Raw genomic sequence first — 17,156 nt, forward strand, 5'->3', positions numbered from 1 at the left:
CGGGCACACCGGACGACCAAGAAGTCGCAGGCCCCGCCGAGGACAGCCGGCCTCACGTCTTCTGCAGGTACTCCGCCCGGTCCTCGTCCACCAGGTCCGCCACCATCCCCGCCAGACCCGGATGCTCCCGCAACGCGGGGTCGTCGTGGACGATGGCCTCGGCACGGTCCCTGGCCTGGGCGATGACGTCCTCGTCGTCGAGGAGCGACAGCAGCCGCAGCCCCGAGCGCCTGCCGGATTGAGCCGCGCCGAGGATGTCGCCCTCCCGACGCAGTTCGAGGTCGAGCCGGGCCAGCTCGAAGCCGTCGGTGGTGCTCGCGACCGCGTCCAGACGCTGCATGGTGGTGGTTCCGGGCACGGCATCGGTGACCAGCAGACAGAGCCCTGCCGCGCTGCCCCGCCCGACCCGGCCGCGGAGCTGATGGAGTTGACTGACCCCGAAACGGTCGGCGTCCATGATGACCATGGCGGTGGCGTTGGGCACGTTGACACCGACCTCCACGACCGTCGTCGCCACCAGGACGTCGATCTCGCCCGCGGCGAAGGCCCGCATGACGGTGTCCTTCTCGTCGGCGGGCAGCCTGCCGTGCAGCATCCCGATCCGCAGGCCGCGGAGCGGGCCCTCCGCGAGTTCCGGGGCCACGTCGGCCACGGCCAGCGGGGGCCTGCGCTCGGAGTTCTCGCCCTCGGCGGGCGGCGGCGTGTCGACGTCCTCCCCGGCGGCGGCCTGATCACCGATCCGGGGACAGACCACATAGGCCTGATGCCCGGCGGCGACCTCCTCGCGGAGTCGCTGCCAGACCCGGTCCAGCCAGGCGGGCTTCTCCGCCACCGGCACCACGGTGCTCTTGATCGGCGACCGCCCCTTCGGCAGCTCCCGCAAGGCCGAGACCTCCAGGTCCCCGTACACCGTCATCGCCACCGTGCGGGGGATCGGCGTCGCCGTCATCACCAGCACGTGCGGGCTGACGCGTGATCCGGCCCGCGACCGCAGCGCGTCGCGCTGCTCGACGCCGAAGCGGTGCTGCTCGTCGACCACCACCAGCCCGAGGTCGGCGAACTCCACCCGGTCCTGAATGAGCGCATGCGTGCCGACGACGATCCCCGCCGCGCCGGAGACCTCCAGCATGGCCTTCCTGCGCTGGGCGGCGCCCATCGAGCCGGTGAGCAGCGTGACCCGGGTGGCGTGCTCGGGTGCGCCGAACTCGCCCGCGGTCGCGAGATCGCCGAGGAGGTCCGTGAGGGAGCGTGCGTGCTGGGCGGCCAGCACCTCCGTCGGCGCCAGCATCGCCGCCTGCCTGCCCGCGTCGACGACCTGGAGCATCGCGCGCAGCGCCACCACCGTCTTGCCGGAGCCGACCTCGCCCTGGACCAGCCGGTTCATCGGATGCTCGCGGGAGACCTCCGCCCGGATCACCTCGCCGATCGACCGCTGGCCCTCGGTCAGCTCGAAGGGGATTCGCGCGTCGAAGCCGTCCAGCACGCCCGCCGGTCTCGGTGGACAGGCGGGGGCGGGCCGGGCGTCGTCCGCCTGTCTGCGTTGAGCGAGGGCGAGCTGGACCGACAGGGCCTCGTCCCATTTGAGCCGTTCCCTGGCGACCTGCACGGCGGCCCGGTCCGAGGGCAGGTGCACGTCACGCAGCGCCGTGGTCAGATCCGCGACACCGAGGTCGGCACGCAGCCCGGCGGGCAGCGGGTCCGCGACGCCGTCCCAGGTGTCGAGCACCTGCCGCACACAACGCGCGATCGACCAGGACGGCAGGCCCTGCGCCGCCGGGTACACCGGGATCAAGGCGGCGGTGAACTCCGCGACCACCGAGCCGCCGCCGTCCCCCGACGCCTCCGCCGCGGGCTCGATGAGCTGGTACTCGGGATTGGCGAGCTGGAGCTGACCGCGATAGGCGGTGATCTTGCCCGCGAAGAGGCCCTTCTTCCCCGGCAGCAGTTCCCGCTCCCGCCAGGCCTGGTTGAAGAAGGTGCAGTTCAACGCGCGGCGGCCGTCGGTGATGCGCAGTTCGAGGAGGCTGCCGCGCCGGGAGCGCATGCTGCGCTTGGTCACGCGCTGCACCTCGGCCAGCACGGTGGCGTGCTCGCCGATCTCCAGTCCGGCGATCTCGGTCAACTCGCCGCGCTCGGCGTACCGACGCGGATAGTGCCGCAGCAGCTCGCCCACGGTGTGCAGGTTCAACGACTTCGCCAGCGCGTCGGCCGTCTTGGCCCCGAGGACGGGGGTCAGCTGATCCGCCCAGTCGGTCATCGCGCGCAGTCCTGGCGGCCGGTTCGGATCGGTGTCATTCACTCCACTCCCAGCAGCAGCACGGTGTCGGGCAGATCGCCGTCGAAGCAGGTCAGGTCCACCTCGGGGTGGACGCGGCGGAGATGCTCGGACAAGGCGGCGAGCAGGCCCTCCGGGGCGTGCGCGCCGGTCAGCACCGTGACCAGCTCCCCGCCGGTGGACAACATCCGATCAAGAAGCACCGACGCCGTCTCGATCGGGTCCCGACCGATGATCATCACCTCGTCGTCGACGAGCCCGAGCACGTCGCCGGGTTCACAGCGTCCGGCCCAGGTCAGCGCCGCGCTCTCCGCGATCACCACCTCACCTCGGCGGGTCGCCGCCGCGGCCTCGGCCATCGCGACCGAGTCCTCCGCAGGCCGTCGACGCGGGTCGTGCACGGCCAGTGCGGCCAGGCCCTGCACCGGTGACACCGTGGGCACCACCACCACATCCTGACCCACCGACATCGCCTCGGCAGCGGCACGATCGGCCACCTCGATCGACACGGCGCCGTTGGGCAGCACCGACACGTGCCGCGCTCCGGTGTCTCGGACGGCGCCCACGAGCTCGACGACGGCGGCGGCGCCACTGCGAGCGGAAGGCCGAAGAACTCGGGCGCCCTCCTCCGCGAACAGCGTGGGCAGGCGCTCGCCCGCGGCCAGCGTCACGACGGCACGGTTCCGGTCGAAGCGAATCCGAGGCCCGCGCGCCGGGGGTGACGCGGCGGCAGGCGAGGGCTCGCCGGAGTCGTCCGCCGCGGCCTGTTCGGCGAAGCGGACCACCCGGATCCGATGCGGCCTGCCCCGCTCCACACCGGCCTCGATCGCGGCTCCCACGTCGTCGCAGTGCACGTGTACCGACCACAGGCCTGCCCCGTCGCCCGCCACCGAGACGGAGTCGCCGAGATCGTCGAGCACGGTCCGCAGTTCGGCGGCCCGTGTCTGGTCGGAGTCGCCCAGCAGGTACATGACCTCGTAGGCGGGAGCGGGTGTGTCGGGACGTCCGCCACCCGCGAGGTCCGCGGCGCCTGCTTCGGCGTCCCGGTCCACGCGGGGCGGCGCGGCGTCGACGGCCCGGCAGGAGGAATCGGCCGAGCCCGCGATCTCGGCGGTGTCCGGCCGCGCCTCGGATCGTCGCCGCCCCGGCTCGGACCGGTCCGCCCGCCCGCTCTGCCGCAGGCCGGTGTCGGCGGGGTCCGAGGCGGTCTTCGTCCGCTCCGAGGCGGTTCCCGGCCGATCCGAGCCGGACGCCCGCCCGTGCCGCGGACGGCCGCCCCGCCTGCCGCTGCCCACCACCGAGGACAACGCCTCCAGCAGCACCACCAGGCCGCGGCCGCCCGCGTCGACCACGCCCGCCCTGGCGAGCACGGCGAGCTGGTCCGGCGTCCGTTCCAGCGCGTCGTCGGCGGCGGCCAGCGCGGCGGCGGCGACCGACGGCAGCGCGTCGGAATCGGTCGCCGCGGCGGCCTGCGCGGCCGCGTGCAGTACGGAGAGCACGGTGCCGGGGACGGGGCGGGCGACGGCGGCGGTGGCGAGTTCGTCGGCGCGGGACAGGGCGGTGCGCAGTGCTCCACCGGTGAAGACGGACGTGCCCTGCACGGCCTCGGCCAGTCCGCGCAGCACCTGGGACAGGATCACGCCGGAATTGCCTCGGGCACCGGTCAACGCCCCCTTGGCCAGCGCGCTGATCGCTCCGCCGACCGCCGAGCTGACCTCGGCGGGCGCATGCCGCAGCGAGTCCAGGGCGGCACGCATGGTGTACAGCAGATTGCTGCCGGTGTCGGCGTCGGCGACCGGGTAGACGTTGATTCGGTCGATCTCCTCGCGATTGGCCTCCAGGTCGGCCACGCAGGCGTCGGCCCACCGGCTGACCGCCTCGGCGTCCAAGGCCTGCAACATCAGCCGTCTCCTCCGCCCGTGTCGTGAGTACGTCTGCCGTCCCGGCGCCGACCCGACGGACGCGCCGCCCGGTGCCGTGGGGGGCGGGCCGTCCCCGCGGCCCGGCCTTCTCAGGTGCCCGCCTCGTCTGGACGGCCGAGGCGGACCACTCGGGGCGTGTCCTGCGACTCCGGTTGGGCGGTCGACGCCGTTCGGGCCGCTCGTGGACCGCGCAGCAGGGGCCCGAGGGTCCGCGGATCGTTCGTCGCGAGCCGACCGCCGGGGCAAGACTACCTTCGGCCCCCGGTTTTGAGGCGGCACCCGCGAGCGGCTACCCTGTCCAGGTCGCCCGGCCGGCCCGGGCTCTCATGTCGGCGTCGTCTTCCTCGTCTGTGGAAGACAGACGCTCGTGATTGATCACCAACGTAAGGAGTGACTGACGTGGCTGCCGTCTGCGACGTCTGCGCAAAGGGGCCGGGCTTCGGCAAGTCTGTCTCGCACTCTCACCGCCGCACCAACCGGCGGTGGAACCCGAACATCCAGACCGTGCACGCCAAGATCGGTCTGTCCCAGCGCAAGCGGATGAACGTGTGCACCTCCTGCCTGAAGGCGGGCAAGGTCGTCCGCGGCTGACCACTGCGCCGCAGGCACCGCCTGATCCGCACGACAGAAGACCCGGGGACCATGCGTCCTCGGGTCTTCTGTCGTGCGGCGGATCTCCCGGCGTCCGCCTGCCCGTGCCGTTGACGCGGCGGCAACGGCACGGGCCGCCGTGCTCGGGGGTGCGTGCCGAGGTGTGGGCGCCGTCCTCCCGTCGGGTGACCGTGCCCGCCGACGCCGGCCGCGGAGGAAGGGTCGGCACCCGCCGACCCCATAGGAGGCGACGCGCCGCCTACCGGTGTGACGTCCGCGTCGGATGCGGACGTGATCGGCGAGGGCACCGGGCGCCGTCGCCGCGACGGAGCGCGGCGGCGACTCGGCGGGGCGCTCGCGTCAGGGCAGTTTCCAATCGATCGGCAGGCCGCCCTGCTGTTCCAGCAGTGCGTTGGCTCGGCTGAAGGGCCGCGAACCGAAGAAGCCGCCGCGCGCGGCCATCGGACTCGGGTGCGCGGACTCGATACAGGGCACTCCCGGCATCATCGGCGCCAGATTGCGAGCGTTGCGGCCCCACAGGATCGACACCAGCGGGCCGCCGCGCGCGGCCAGGGCCTTGATGGCCTGTTCCGTGACGGCCTCCCAGCCCTTGCCCTTGTGGGAGTCCGACTTGCCGGTCTGCAGTGTGAGGACCCGGTTCAGCAGCAGCACGCCGTTGTCCGCCCACGGGGTCAGGTCGCCGGTGGCGGGCTTGGGATGGCCGAGGTCGTCGGAGTACTCGGTGAAGATGTTGACCAGGCTCGGCGGCAGCGGCCGCACGTCCGGAGCCACCGAGAAGCTGAAGCCGACCGCATGACCCGGCCTCGGATACGGGTCCTGCCCCACGATCAGCACTCGAACGTCGTCGAAGGGCTGGGTGAAGGCTCGGAGGACGTGTTCGCCCGCGGGAAGGTAGGTACGGCCCGCCGCGATCTCGGCGCGGAGGAAGTCCCCCATCCGGGCGATCTGCTCGGCCACCGGCTCCATCGCCTTGGCCCAGCCGGGCTCCATGATTTCCGTCAAAGGACGTGCGGTCACGGAAAGCGACAATAGCGAGCCCTGCCGACACGTGATCGAGTAGCCCCGTCGGCATCAGTCCCGCCTCGATGGTGGCGCTTCGTGCTCGCCGCCGAGCGCGGAGAGCGTCGGCACGCCACGGGTGCGCCGGAACCGCAGGCGGCCGGGTCTCGCGTCCGCCGGGGGCGGTGCCGCCCCCGGCCGGGGCACATCGAGGCGGGGATGTCGAGACAGGGGTAGCGGGCAAGAGGCATCGCGGCGGGGAGGCCGGGCACCACCCCGCGCCGAGCCGCCCCGCGATCAGTCGAGGACGGCGACGGCCTCGACCTCCACCAGCAGATCCGGCTCGGCCAACGCGGCGACGCCCACCAGGGTGCCCGGCGGGACCGGCGTGCCGCCCAGTCGTGCGGCGACCCGCTGGATGCCCTCCACCAGCAGAGGCATCTTGTCGGGCGTCCAGTCGACGGCGTAGATGGTCACCTTCGCGACGTCGTCGAACGAGCCGCCGACCGCTGCCAACGCGGTGGCCACGTTGAGATGGCACTGTTCGAGCTGGGCGGCGAAGTCTCCCTCGCCGACGCGCCCGCCGTCGGCATCGCGGGCGACCTGCCCCGCGATGAACACCATTCTCGATCCCGTCGCGACCGACACCTGCCGGTAGACGTCGACCTTCGGCAGCCCGTCGGGGTTCACCAGGGTGATGGCCATGCTGACTCCTTCTTCACCTGAGCGGCGTGGATTGCTCGGAATCGAAACTATAGCAATGCAATGCTATGTAATCTTCCCGCATGGCCAGGACGAAGGATCCGGCGGTGCGCACTCTGCTGATCGAACGCGCCGCGCACCTGCTTCGCGTCCGCGAGCCCGTCACCCTGCGATCCCTGGTGGCCGGGACGGGCGTGTCGACGATGGCCGTCTACACCCACTTCGGCGGCATGGACGGCATGTGGGCCGCGCTCCGACAGGAGGGCTTCACCCGGCTGGCCCGCCGGTTCGCCGCGGTACCCGCGTCGGAGGACCCGGTCGCGGACCTGACTGTCCTGATCACCGCCTATCTCGGCAATGCGCTGGACCACCCCGACCTGTACCGGGTCATGTTCGACGCGAACTTCGAGCTCGAAGACCTCGCGGCGGCGGACGCCACGCTGGAGTACCTCGTCCAGGCGGTGCATCGATCCCGGCGGGCGGGCCGGTTCGACGCCGACACCGGCGGACTGGAGCTGGCCACCCAGAGCTGGGCCGTCGCCCACGGCCTGGTCTCCCTCGTCGCCAACGGGCCGCTGCCGACCACGACGCTCGCCGGGGGCGTTCCCCTGTTGACCGCCCTGTTCGTCAGCAGGGGGGACGACCCCGAGAGGTGTGAACGCTCCGTGCGGGGCGCCTGGCTGCGGTCGCCGCTGCCCGTCGAACCCGTCGGCGACCAGGCCGGCCGCCCCGACAGCGTGTGAGGACGGCCGCCCCCGTCCTCACACGGGTTGCTCGGCGACCGGCGCGCGCGCCGCGGAGCCGTGCTCCTGCGAGCCGTGCTCCGCCGGACGGCGCGCGCCGACCTCCGATGCGCCGTCCCTACCCCGGCCACGCCCGACGAGCGGTCGCAACGCCCGCTGCACGATGAAGTACTCGACCACCAGCACGTTGCCCACGAACGAGGCCCAGGCGCTCGCGGTGTAGACGGCCTCGAAGGTCAGCGTCGGGTCGACCGTCTGCGCCATCACGCCGAGTCCGAGGTAGAGCCGCAGCGTCACGGCGGCGAAGGTGAGCGCGTAGTTCCGGATCATCCAGATGCGATGCAACGCCACCTCGCCCCGGCGAATGGTCCGGTACGCCTGAGCGAGGGTGTACAGCCAGGCGGCGACCAGGAGGTAGAAGGCGGCCTGAGCCGCGAGACCGCTGGTCGAGATCATCGTCGCGAACACGGCGGCGGCCGAGGCGGCCACGACGCAGATCAGGTAGACCCGGCCGAGGACTCGGTGCACCTTCGGAGCGCGGCGGCGCAGTCCGCCGACGAACTGGAACGGCCCGATGAGCAGGGCCAGACCGCCCGGCGCCGCGTGCAGGACGATGGTGAGGAAGTGGGCGGGTGCGTCGGGGTTCAGCGGCATCGTGCTGTTCTCGGGGTCTCCGATCAGGTACGGCGACACCGCGCCGAAGGCGACGGCGACCGCGGAGACCGCGAGCAGGCCCCAGAGGAGCTGCCAGACGCGGCGGAGGGCCGAGGTGGACAGGTTGGTCATGAGCGGTCCTCACGTTAGTAGTGACTGATCACTATCGAATGGGCGGACGAGAGGACATCGACAGCCGATCAAACACGACCCGATCGGGTCCGTCGTACGACCCCCGAGGCCCGCCACGAGGCGGTCCGGCGCCCGCCCCGCCGGGCGGCGCGCACGCGCGAGAGTCCTCGCTCACTCAGACGACCTGCGATGTCGTCGCTTCTCTCCGCTTGGTGCCGATTCTCCTCTCCGCCACCGGCACACGGCCATGTCGCCGAGCGGGAGCGGAGCGCGATCGACGACGCCGCGCCGACGACCGGTCGGCGTCACGACCGCCCCGCACGCCGCCCCGGACGGCGAACACGACGGGCGGCGGGGGCCGTCGGACGTCCGACGGCCCCCTGCGGCACGCCGACGCGCCCGCCTCGAACCACAGCGGACACCGAACGCGGTCACGGACGACCGCGCGGCGACGATCGAGCCCGGGGCCGCGCCGTCTCGCTTCGAACGAGCACGTGGCCGACACACCCCGACCGACCCGGCGGTCGAGCAGAAGGTCGAGATGCGGCAGGTGCTCGAGGCTGAGGACTTTCGGCGAGGAGTCTCCTCGGCGGCGGCGGCGCGACCCGTGCGGACAGGCCACGATCTCGCAGGCGGCCCGCCCGACGCCGCGACCCGCCGATCCGGCGGGTCAGCCGTCGAGCCTCCGCAGTCCCGTCCGGTAGCGCCGACCGTTCTCGACATAGCGCTCCACGTTGCCCTTCCAGGTCCCCGGCGCGACCTCGTGGCCCTCGCGAATCCGCGCGGGCACGCCCAGCGCCATCGCGCGGGCGGGGATCCTCGTGCCGAAGGAGACGACCGCGCCCGCGCCGACCACCGCGCCCTCCTCCACCACGACGCCGTTGAGCACCACCGAACCCGAGCCGATCAGGCAGTGATCGGCCACCGTCGCCCCTTCGACGTGCACGGCGTGACCCAGCACGCAGTCCGAGCCGATGAGGGTGGCGTGCTGTTCGGTGCAGTGAATGATCGAACCGTCCTGCACACTGGTCCGCTCGCCGATCTCGATGATCCCGTAGTCCCCTCGCAGCACGGCCTGCGGCCACACGGTCGATCCCGCGCCGATCGTGACCCGGCCGATCACCGTCGCGTCAGGATGGACGTAGGCATCCGGGTGAATGCGAGGCTCCCAGTCGTCCAACGCGTAGATCGCCATCGTGATCCCTCCTCGTCGTGGGCACGTGCGCCGCGGACCGGGTGGTCTCCGGTCCGCCGTGGTGCGGGGTCCGCCGTGGTGCGGGACGGCCGGAGGGACGCGGGCGCCGCCTCCACGAATGCCGCCTCCGCGGGAATGCCGACAGCGCCGGTGCGACAGCCCGGGCGCCTCACGGGCCGAGATCGTCAGCGCCCGGCGGCGGTCGCCTCGGCTCGGCTCGGCTTCGGCCGCGCGGCACCGGGAGGCGCCGCCTCGGCAGGCCCGTCCGGCCGGTGGGCATCCGACTGCTCGACGGCCGACGCCCGGGCCTGATCGGCACCGCCCGCGCGACCGTCGAGGACCTTGGCGAAACAGAGACTGCGCTCGTCGTCGCGGTAGTGGCCGTACTTCGGCAACGGCTGATAGCCCGACGAGCCGTACAGCGCGACCGCCTCCGGCTGGGCGTTCCCGGTCTCGAGGATGAATCGCCTGCAGCCCGCGTCGGCCGCGGTCTGCTCCAGGAACACGAGGGTCTGCCGGGCCAGGCCGCGCCCCCGGAATCCGGCCGAGACGTACATCCGCTTCAGCTCGGCGTCGTCGCCCCGCAGGTGCGAGTCGTCCATCCCGTCCGAGCCGACCACGATGCGCCGCCAGCCGCCCGTGGCCACCGGCCTGCCGTCGAGGTAGCCGATCACGAAGAGCCCGCGCGGCGGCGCGAACTGGTCGGCGGCCACCGGCGTCTGATCCTCGTCGCCGTAACGCCGCACGTACTCCTGCTGCACCTCGGCGATCAGCCGCTTCGCGTCCGGGTGATCGAAGGGGGTGATGCGCAGCTCCATGTCCGGCAGGCTACTGAGCAGGCCGCACACCGGGCCAGCGGTTGTGGGCAGGCGCTCAGCCCGCCCTCCCGCCCGTGCCGAACCGGCGGAGGGTCGACTCGGCGCCCCACGCGGCGCACCGCCGGAGCCGCCCCGGCGTCCGCCCGCTCGGCGATGCCGGGTTCGGATCGCCGCCGAATCGGCCGGCAGGTCGGGTCCGCGGCGGGTCCGACACAGACGAGAGCCCATCCGAACGCACCCTCCGCGACGTCGGCCCCGGGGACGGCGGACTCAGGACAGCGTCGCCACGATCTCCTCGGGCCGCCGAGGGCGCGGACGGGCGGACTGAGGGGATTCCGTCGAGATCAGGGATGCCGCCAGTGCTCCCAGCCCGAGGGGCCGTCGTAGGTCCGGCCGTCGACGGTGATCAGGCTCCCCGTGCCCACCGTGCCCACCGCGCGCCATTCCGGCGGCAGCACGGCCTCGGCGGGGAACGTCGCGGCCAGCGCATGGTCCTCGCCCCCGGTCAGCACCCAGTGCAGCGGGTCGGCGCCGAGCGCGGAGGCCACGTCCACGAGCCGCTGGTGCACCTCCAGTCGGTCACTCCAGACGTCGATCGAGACGGCCGAGGCCTCCGCGATGTGGCCGAGGTCGGCCAGCAGCCCGTCCGAGACGTCGATCATGGCGCTGGCACCCGCGTCCGCCGCCTCGGGCCCCGCCGCGTAGGGCGGCGTCGGCACCCGCTGCGCCGCCACCACCGCGCCGGGCGAACGGAATCCGCGGCCCAGGACGGCGAGTCCGGCGGCGGCCCAGCCGAGCCTGCCGCAGACCGCGACGACGTCCCCCGGCCGAGCACCCGACCGTGTCACGGCCCGACGCCCCGCCAGGTCGCCCAGCGCGGTCACCGAGATCATGATCTGCTGAGCGGTCACCATGTCGCCGCCGACGATGCCGACGCCGACCGACGCGGCCTCCTCCCACATTCCCGAGGTCAGCCCGTCGATCACCTCGGTCGGGGTGTCCGCCGGGCAGGCGAGCCCCATCAGCAGTCCGGTCGGCGCGGCGCCCATCGCGGCCACGTCGGCGAGGTTCACGGCGATCGCCTTCCGGCCGACCTGACGCGGGTTCGACCAGTCCAACCGGAAGTGCACCCCCTCGACGAGGATGTCGGTGCTCGCGACCACCCGGCCGTCCGGGGCGGCCACCACGGCCGCGTCGTCACCGGGTCCGAGCAGCGTGCTGCCGGACTGAGGTCTGCCCGACGTGATGCGCTCGATGACGCCGAACTCACCGAGTCCGGCGACCGTGTCCCGCTCCGCCGGCTCCGGGTGCAAACGGACCTCCAATGGTCTGAGTCCCTAATACTTCACCACCTGGGGTACTTTGCTGCACACGTTCCTACCCCGAGCAGACCCGTCCAGACGAAGGGGCACGCCGTGGTCCAGGCATACATCCTGATCCAAACAGAGGTCGGCAAGGCAGCCGCGGTCGCTGCCGAGATCAGCAGCATTCCCGGCGTCACCACCGCCGAGGACGTCACCGGTCCCTATGACGTCATCGTCCGCGCGGAGTCGGACTCCGTCGACGAACTGGGCCGTCTCGTCGTCGCCCGAGTGCAGAACGTGGCGGGCATCACCCGCACGCTGACCTGCCCGGTGGTGCGACTCTGACCCGGGGAGACCACGCCGCCTCACCGTGATGTCATGAGGACATGACCGAGGCAGGTTCCGGGCAGGTCCCGCGTCCGCTGATCGCGGCGGCGATCGGGCTCCCTCTCGCGTTGGCGGTGGCCGTCGGGGTGCTGGCGTTCAACGCGGAGTCGCAGAGCTCGATCGACGACGCGGCCTTGGCGGCCGAGCGGACCGGTCCGCTGGCGTTGGCGACGATCCCCGCTCCGGACGCCGAATCGCCCGAGTGCGTGGACCTCGTCGCCGCGCTTCCCGAGGAGCTGTCCTCCGGGGAGGACACCCTCGCCCGACGTGAACTGATCGATCCCGCGCCGCCGGGCGCCGCTGCCTGGGGCAGCGCCGACCACGACCCGGTGGTGCTGCGCTGCGGGCTCGGCACCCCCGCGGAGCTGACCCCCACCTCGCAGCTGTTGGACCTGTCGGGCGTCCAGTGGCTGGAGATGACCGGTGAGGGCTCGACGACCTGGGCGGCCGTGGACCGTCCGGTCGGGGTGGCCCTGACCATGCCCGACGGCATGGGCAGCGGGCCGTTGCAGAGCGTCTCCACCGTGCTGGGCGAACGGCTGCCCGCCGTGGAGATCGAGATCGACTGATCTTCGCCGCGCCTGGCCGTCCGGACCGTCGACGTGTCGGGGCCGCCGCAGGCAGGCTCGCACCACGCCCGCCTCGAATGCGGCGGCACGCACGGCATCCAAGAACGCGGTGTCGAGCACGGGCTGATCAAGACGGCGGCGCCGGGTGCGGCCCGCGGCCGGGCATACGCCGCGCCCACACTCCACAACGGACATCGAGTAAGCCCGCTCCGTCGGCCCTGATCACCGCGCAGACCGCCGATCGGCGCGGCCGCCGATCGGCCCCTGCTCCGTACGCCACCGCTCCGGCGCCCTGCGGGCAGCCCTCGTAGCACCGGCGAACAGCCTGCGGGCCGCCGAACCCGACGTCGGCGGCGGTGGTCCCCGGCGGCGAGAAGCCTCACGCGGGTGGTGAACCGCTCCGTCGAGTCCAGGCGTCGGCCCTGAGTCGGAAGACACCGGCCGCTGTCTCCCCTCGGCACGGTCACCGGCGCCGGGAGACCGGGCCGAGACGGCCGTGGACGAAGCCCGGAAGGCGATACCCGGCCGGCAGAGCGCCGTCTCCCGCCCCTGGCGAGTCGTCTCGCCTCCTGAACCGGCGCGGGCGAGCCGTCGGTCGTCGGCACGCATCGTGCCGTTGCCACTGCCCGCGTCCGCAGGCCCGGCAGGCCTGCCGGGCCGTGCACCGTGCGCTCCGCCAGGTCACGGATCACCAGGCAGCCGAGGACGTCGGGCAGGCAGAGACGTGTGCGTGCCGCTCGCGAGGCCGGGCGTGATCAACAGCCTGTGGTCGCCGTCGCGGCGGCCAGCCTCGGCTCGCCGGTTCTCCGTGTTGGTGCCCCGTCCCCCGTCTCACGCCGGGCGCAGCCGGTCTCGTGTCTGCCGTCGTCCACTCCGCCGGAGCTCGGTGGAGGACGCCGTCCGCCCTTCTCACCAGCGCGGACTTCGAATCGGCCGAACTCGGTTGACAACCGACGCGACCTCCGAAGTACTATTTACCTACGACACTAGGTAAATAGGTCGATAGGACGGCGCGTTGATCCACTTCACCGTGAGCCCGAGTTCCGGGGTCCCCCCGTATCTCCAGCTCGTCCACCAGGTCGAGCAGGCGATCCGACTCGGCCACCTGACCAGGGGCGATCGACTTCCGACCGTGAAGGAGGTCGCTCGCATGGTGGCCGTCAATCCGAACACCGTTCTCAAGGCGTACCGGGAGTTGGAGCACAAGGGACTGGCCCAGGGCAGGCCGGGGCGCGGGACGTTCGTCGCCGCCGAGGCCGCCGACCCGGTCCCCGAGGCCCGCCTCCGCGAACTTCAGGACTCCCTGGCGGGCTGGATCCGGTCGGCCAGGGCCGCGGGCCTCGACGCCGACGGCATGACGGGGCTGTTCACCGCGGCATTGACCGACACCACTTCGAAGGGAGACGACGTATGACCGCCGTCATCCAGGCATCCGCGCTGAGCAAGCGGTTCCGCAACACCTGGGCGCTTCGCGACGTCGAGCTGACCCTGCCGAAAGGCAGCGTGCTCGGCCTGGTCGGTCCCAACGGCGCGGGCAAGACCACGCTGCTGAAGCTGCTGGTCGACCTGCTCGAACCGAACGAGGGCGAGCTGACCCTGTTCGGCCTGCCCGCCGGGCATCCCGACCTGCGCGCGAAGGTCGGCTACCTCGCCCAGGACCATCCGCTCTACCGCGACTTCACCATCACCGAGATGCTCCGCGCCGGGCGCGTGCTCAACTCCCGCTGGGACGAGGACTGGGCACAGGCCCGGCTCGCCGGACTGCGGCTGCGACCGTCCAAGAAGATCGGCACCCTGTCCGGCGGCCAGCAGGCCCAGGTGGCGCTCACCATCACGCTGGCGGCCCGGCCGGATCTGCTGGTGCTCGACGAGCCGGTGGCGTCGATGGACCCGCTGGCACGCCGGGACTTCATGGGCACGCTCATGGAGGTCGTCGCCGAACGGGAGACCACCGTCGTGATCTCCTCCCACGTCGTCTCCGAGCTGGAACGGATGTGCGACCACCTCGCGGTGCTCACCAACGGACGGCTTCGCGTCGCGGGTGAGACCGACGCCCTACGGTCGGGGCATCGGCTGATCACCTGCCCCGTGGAGGACGCCGAACGGGTCCAGGACGCCTACACGGTGATCGACCGGACGGACACCGGCCGCCAGAGCACCCTCCTGGTCCGCCGCGACGACGGCCCCGCACCCCAGGCGAGCTGGGCGCACACCACGCCGGATCTGGAGGAGCTGGTCCTCGGATACCTCCGCGGTGACACCGCGCTCACGATCGACGAGGCCGCGACGTGATCTGGCTCGCCTTACGACGGCGGCGCGGCGCGCTGATCGTCCTGACCACGCTCGTCGTCCTCCTCGCGGCGGCCTACCTGGTCGCGGGGTTCATGACGCGGGCGCTCTACCCCGTCGAGCATCTCGGCGAATGCACCCACGGACAGAGCGGGTCCCTCGCCCGCTGCGGGCTCGACTACGGAGAGCCCGCCTACCACTTCCTCGGCTTCATGCACGGCCTGGCTGCCTGGCTCGGGTTGACTCCCCTGCTGATCGGTCTCTTCCTCGCCGTGCCCGCCACCGCGCGGGACTACGAGACCGGGGCCGTGCGCTGGGCGTTCACCCAGGACGTGAGCCGACGACGCTGGCTGATCACGACGACGTCCGCCGCGCTGGTGCCCGCCGTGATCCTGAGCGTGGTGTTCCAGCTCGGTTATCAGTTCTGGCACGCCCCGTACGGCGCGTTCTACGGGCAGTTCGGGCAGATTCGGGGTTACGAACTGGGCCCGTTGACGATGCCGATGCTGACGGTCTTCATGGTCGTGCTCGGCCTGTTCGCCGCGGTGGCGTCGCGCCGGGTGACGGCGGCGATCGCCACGACCGTCCTCGGCTGGTACGTCGTCGCGTTCGTCCTCAGCTTCCTACGGCCGCGCTACCTGCCCCCGCTGACCACGGAGGGCGGACACGCGCCCAGCCGGGCCGACTGGCGACTCGAGACCCGGGTCACCGACGCCACGGGCGCCCGGGTGCCCCTGAACGAGGCCTACGACCGCGCCGAGCGGCTCCGGATCGCCGACGGGGGCACGAACGTCGACGACTACTTCGACGCGGCCGGACTCGTCCGATGGGCCGAATACCAGCCCGCCGAGCGCTTCTGGACCTTTCAACTCATCGAGGCGGGCATCCTGCTCGCCCTGACCATGCTGACCTTCGCCGGGACCTGGCTGCTGGTCCGACGTCGGACCTGAGCAGCGCGAGTCGATCTTCGACTCCGGAGCTCTCGGGGGGGTTCCGGAGCCGACGGGGGCGAGTTGGGGGTTCGTCCCGACCAGATGACGGCGGAGCGCGGCGGCAGGGGCGAACCGGGGCCGCCGCGACTCCGCCGTCGACGCCCCGGACGGCGCCGAGTCGCATCGCGCGGCGACGCCTGATTCGGGCAGCCGCGGTGCTCTCGCCCACCACGCGGGTGGGCGCGACTCCGACGCTTCGGCATCGGACGCTCGCCATGTCTTCGCGCAGCTCGGCGACCGGCACACGGCCGTCGCGCGGGAAGGCTGCCGATTCGTCGGAGAGAGAACCGACGAGATCACCGATCAGCACACCGCCGCGCGGCCGGTGCTCGAGCCGTAGGTGACGCTTTCGATTCGCCGTCGCCGGCCGCGCCGAGTCCCTGAAATCGAGAGGTGTCCACCGCGGTGGACACCCGATACATCTCTTTCGTCGTCGACGACGAAGAAACGGAGTGATCGACGATGTTCTGGCTCGTCTGGCGACGAAATCGCGTCGCCCTGCTCTCGTTACTCATCATGGGCGGACTGCTGTCGACCGTCTTGCTCGGCGCGGGCCTGGCATTCCGGGCGGCGGGCCCCGAACTCGCTCGATGCCTCGACGAACTGCACATGTCCTCATCCTGCTTCTACGAACAGGACGGACTGCTGAGTGTGTTCTGGGCGGCGCTCAGCCTGGACCGACCGATGGTGCTGCTGCCCGCCGTCCTCGCGATGACGGCGGGGGCGCCGCTGGTGGTGCGGGAGTTCCACCGGGGCCGCCACCAGTTCCTGTGGACTCAGGAGCGGACCAGGGAACAGTGGTTCGCGGGCACCGTCGCCGTCATGTTCGGCGCCGTGCTGCTGGTCTCCCTGACGATCGCGGCCTCCATGACCTTCTGGAAGGCCCAGTACTCCCCCCATGCCGACATCGGCGCCTTCCACCACGGGATGCTGGTGCTGCCCGCGAGGACGTTGTTCCTCACCGCGCTCTGCCTGTTGGTCAGCACCGCGATGAGACGGCGCGTGATCGGCGTGGTCACCAGCCTCGTCGCCGCCTGGGGACTGGTCCTCGCCACCCCGTTCGCCCTCACGGTGTACACCGCTCCCGAGACGATGCCCTCGGCCGAGTACTTCGAATACGAAGGGGACAGCGACGGATACTCGGTGACGCCCGTCGATCCGTCGGCGTTCTACCTCGGCACCCGTTTCGAGGACGACGCCGGTCATCGGATTCCCGATCAGCACGGTTATCAGCTGACCTGGGAACATCGGAACGCCGACCCGGACGCCGAACCATGGTCACTACCCGACGGTCTGCACGAATTCGTCAGCTACCACCCGGCGGACCGCTACTGGCTCCTGCAGTCCATCGAGGCAGGCGTCCTGCTCGTTCTGGGGACGTTCTGTGTCGGCGGCACCGTCTGGCTCCTCCGCAGACGCACCGGCTGAGGCCGGCGACCAGATGCTCCAGTGCCGCGGCCGCGGCGTGGGAATCGCTCCGCGGCCGCCCGTCGCCCGCCCTCCCGTCTCGTACGGAGGCGCCCCGGCGCGGATCGCCACCCCGATCGACCCGCGAGGAAGCCG

Annotated in this window: 16 protein-coding genes; 8 read left to right on the forward strand and 8 right to left on the reverse strand. The window is 72.1% G+C overall.

Annotation, left to right across the window (positions count from 1 at the left end):
* Positions 1-52: 52 nt before the first annotated feature.
* Positions 53-2,257, reverse strand: coding sequence for an ATP-dependent DNA helicase RecG (recG, locus tag AHOG_RS23680; protein WP_093944752.1), 2,205 nt, complete (start codon positions 2,255-2,257; stop codon positions 53-55).
* A 38-nt stretch (positions 2,258-2,295) separates the two neighbouring features.
* Positions 2,296-4,176, reverse strand: coding sequence for a DAK2 domain-containing protein (locus AHOG_RS23685; RefSeq protein WP_093943300.1), 1,881 nt, complete (start codon positions 4,174-4,176; stop codon positions 2,296-2,298).
* 420 nt (positions 4,177-4,596) lie between these two features.
* On the opposite strand from AHOG_RS23685, the gene rpmB reads away from it, so the two are divergent.
* Positions 4,597-4,788, forward strand: a complete 192-nt coding sequence (gene rpmB / locus AHOG_RS23690; RefSeq protein ID WP_069851817.1) for a 50S ribosomal protein L28 — start codon at positions 4,597-4,599, stop codon at positions 4,786-4,788.
* Between the two features lie 360 nt (positions 4,789-5,148).
* Here rpmB and AHOG_RS23695 read toward each other — a convergent pair whose 3' ends face one another.
* Positions 5,149-5,826: a uracil-DNA glycosylase gene (locus tag AHOG_RS23695; RefSeq protein WP_093943301.1), complete on the reverse strand. Its 678-nt coding sequence runs from the start codon at positions 5,824-5,826 to the stop codon at positions 5,149-5,151.
* A 279-nt stretch (positions 5,827-6,105) separates the two neighbouring features.
* The gene (locus tag AHOG_RS23700) at positions 6,106-6,513 is read right to left on the reverse strand and encodes a RidA family protein (protein ID WP_093943302.1); all 408 of its coding nucleotides are present in this window, start codon (positions 6,511-6,513) and stop codon (positions 6,106-6,108) included.
* Positions 6,514-6,593: 80 nt separating this feature from the next.
* Here AHOG_RS23700 and AHOG_RS23705 point away from each other — a divergent pair, with 80 nt between their 5' ends.
* Entirely contained in the window at positions 6,594-7,253 is a 660-nt protein-coding gene (locus AHOG_RS23705; protein WP_093943303.1) for a TetR/AcrR family transcriptional regulator, read from the forward strand.
* An 18-nt stretch (positions 7,254-7,271) separates the two neighbouring features.
* Here the strand turns inward: AHOG_RS23705 and AHOG_RS23710 are convergent, their stop codons facing one another.
* From AHOG_RS23710 to AHOG_RS23725, 4 genes are all read right to left on the reverse strand, one after another.
* Positions 7,272-8,039: a DUF2306 domain-containing protein gene (locus AHOG_RS23710; protein ID WP_093943304.1), complete on the reverse strand. Its 768-nt coding sequence runs from the start codon at positions 8,037-8,039 to the stop codon at positions 7,272-7,274.
* Between the two features lie 670 nt (positions 8,040-8,709).
* A complete protein-coding gene (locus AHOG_RS23715; RefSeq protein ID WP_093943305.1) occupies positions 8,710-9,234 on the reverse strand; it encodes a gamma carbonic anhydrase family protein in 525 nt (174 codons plus the stop codon).
* A 185-nt stretch (positions 9,235-9,419) separates the two neighbouring features.
* The gene (locus AHOG_RS23720) at positions 9,420-10,052 is read right to left on the reverse strand and encodes a GNAT family N-acetyltransferase (RefSeq protein ID WP_093943306.1); all 633 of its coding nucleotides are present in this window, start codon (positions 10,050-10,052) and stop codon (positions 9,420-9,422) included.
* A gap of 344 nt (positions 10,053-10,396) precedes the next feature.
* The gene (locus tag AHOG_RS23725) at positions 10,397-11,365 is read right to left on the reverse strand and encodes a thiamine-phosphate kinase (RefSeq protein ID WP_093944753.1); all 969 of its coding nucleotides are present in this window, start codon (positions 11,363-11,365) and stop codon (positions 10,397-10,399) included.
* Positions 11,366-11,467: 102 nt separating this feature from the next.
* Between AHOG_RS23725 and AHOG_RS23730 the strand changes: the two genes are divergently transcribed.
* The 6 genes from AHOG_RS23730 (at position 11,468) to AHOG_RS23755 (ending at position 17,021) form a co-directional block, all read left to right on the forward strand.
* Entirely contained in the window at positions 11,468-11,701 is a 234-nt protein-coding gene (locus AHOG_RS23730; protein WP_075742566.1) for an Lrp/AsnC family transcriptional regulator, read from the forward strand.
* A 41-nt stretch (positions 11,702-11,742) separates the two neighbouring features.
* On the forward strand, positions 11,743-12,312 hold the full coding sequence (locus tag AHOG_RS23735; RefSeq protein WP_093943307.1) for a DUF3515 domain-containing protein: 570 nt from the start codon (positions 11,743-11,745) through the stop codon (positions 12,310-12,312).
* A 1,015-nt stretch (positions 12,313-13,327) separates the two neighbouring features.
* Entirely contained in the window at positions 13,328-13,726 is a 399-nt protein-coding gene (locus AHOG_RS23740) for a GntR family transcriptional regulator (RefSeq protein WP_093943308.1), read from the forward strand.
* Positions 13,723-14,604 carry an ABC transporter ATP-binding protein gene (locus AHOG_RS23745; protein WP_093943309.1) on the forward strand — a complete coding sequence of 294 codons (882 nt, stop codon included), beginning with the start codon at positions 13,723-13,725 and terminating at the stop codon, positions 14,602-14,604. The genes AHOG_RS23740 and AHOG_RS23745 overlap by 4 nt, the downstream gene beginning before the upstream one ends.
* On the forward strand, positions 14,601-15,551 hold the full coding sequence (locus AHOG_RS23750; RefSeq protein ID WP_093943310.1) for a hypothetical protein: 951 nt from the start codon (positions 14,601-14,603) through the stop codon (positions 15,549-15,551). Before AHOG_RS23745 ends, AHOG_RS23750 begins: the two co-directional genes overlap by 4 nt.
* Positions 15,552-16,055: 504 nt before the next feature.
* Positions 16,056-17,021: a hypothetical protein gene (locus tag AHOG_RS23755; RefSeq protein WP_093943311.1), complete on the forward strand. Its 966-nt coding sequence runs from the start codon at positions 16,056-16,058 to the stop codon at positions 17,019-17,021.
* Positions 17,022-17,156 lie beyond the last annotated feature (135 nt).

The sequence above is a fragment of the Actinoalloteichus hoggarensis genome (assembly GCF_002234535.1).
In the GTDB taxonomy this organism is placed as follows: domain Bacteria; phylum Actinomycetota; class Actinomycetes; order Mycobacteriales; family Pseudonocardiaceae; genus Actinoalloteichus_A; species Actinoalloteichus_A hoggarensis.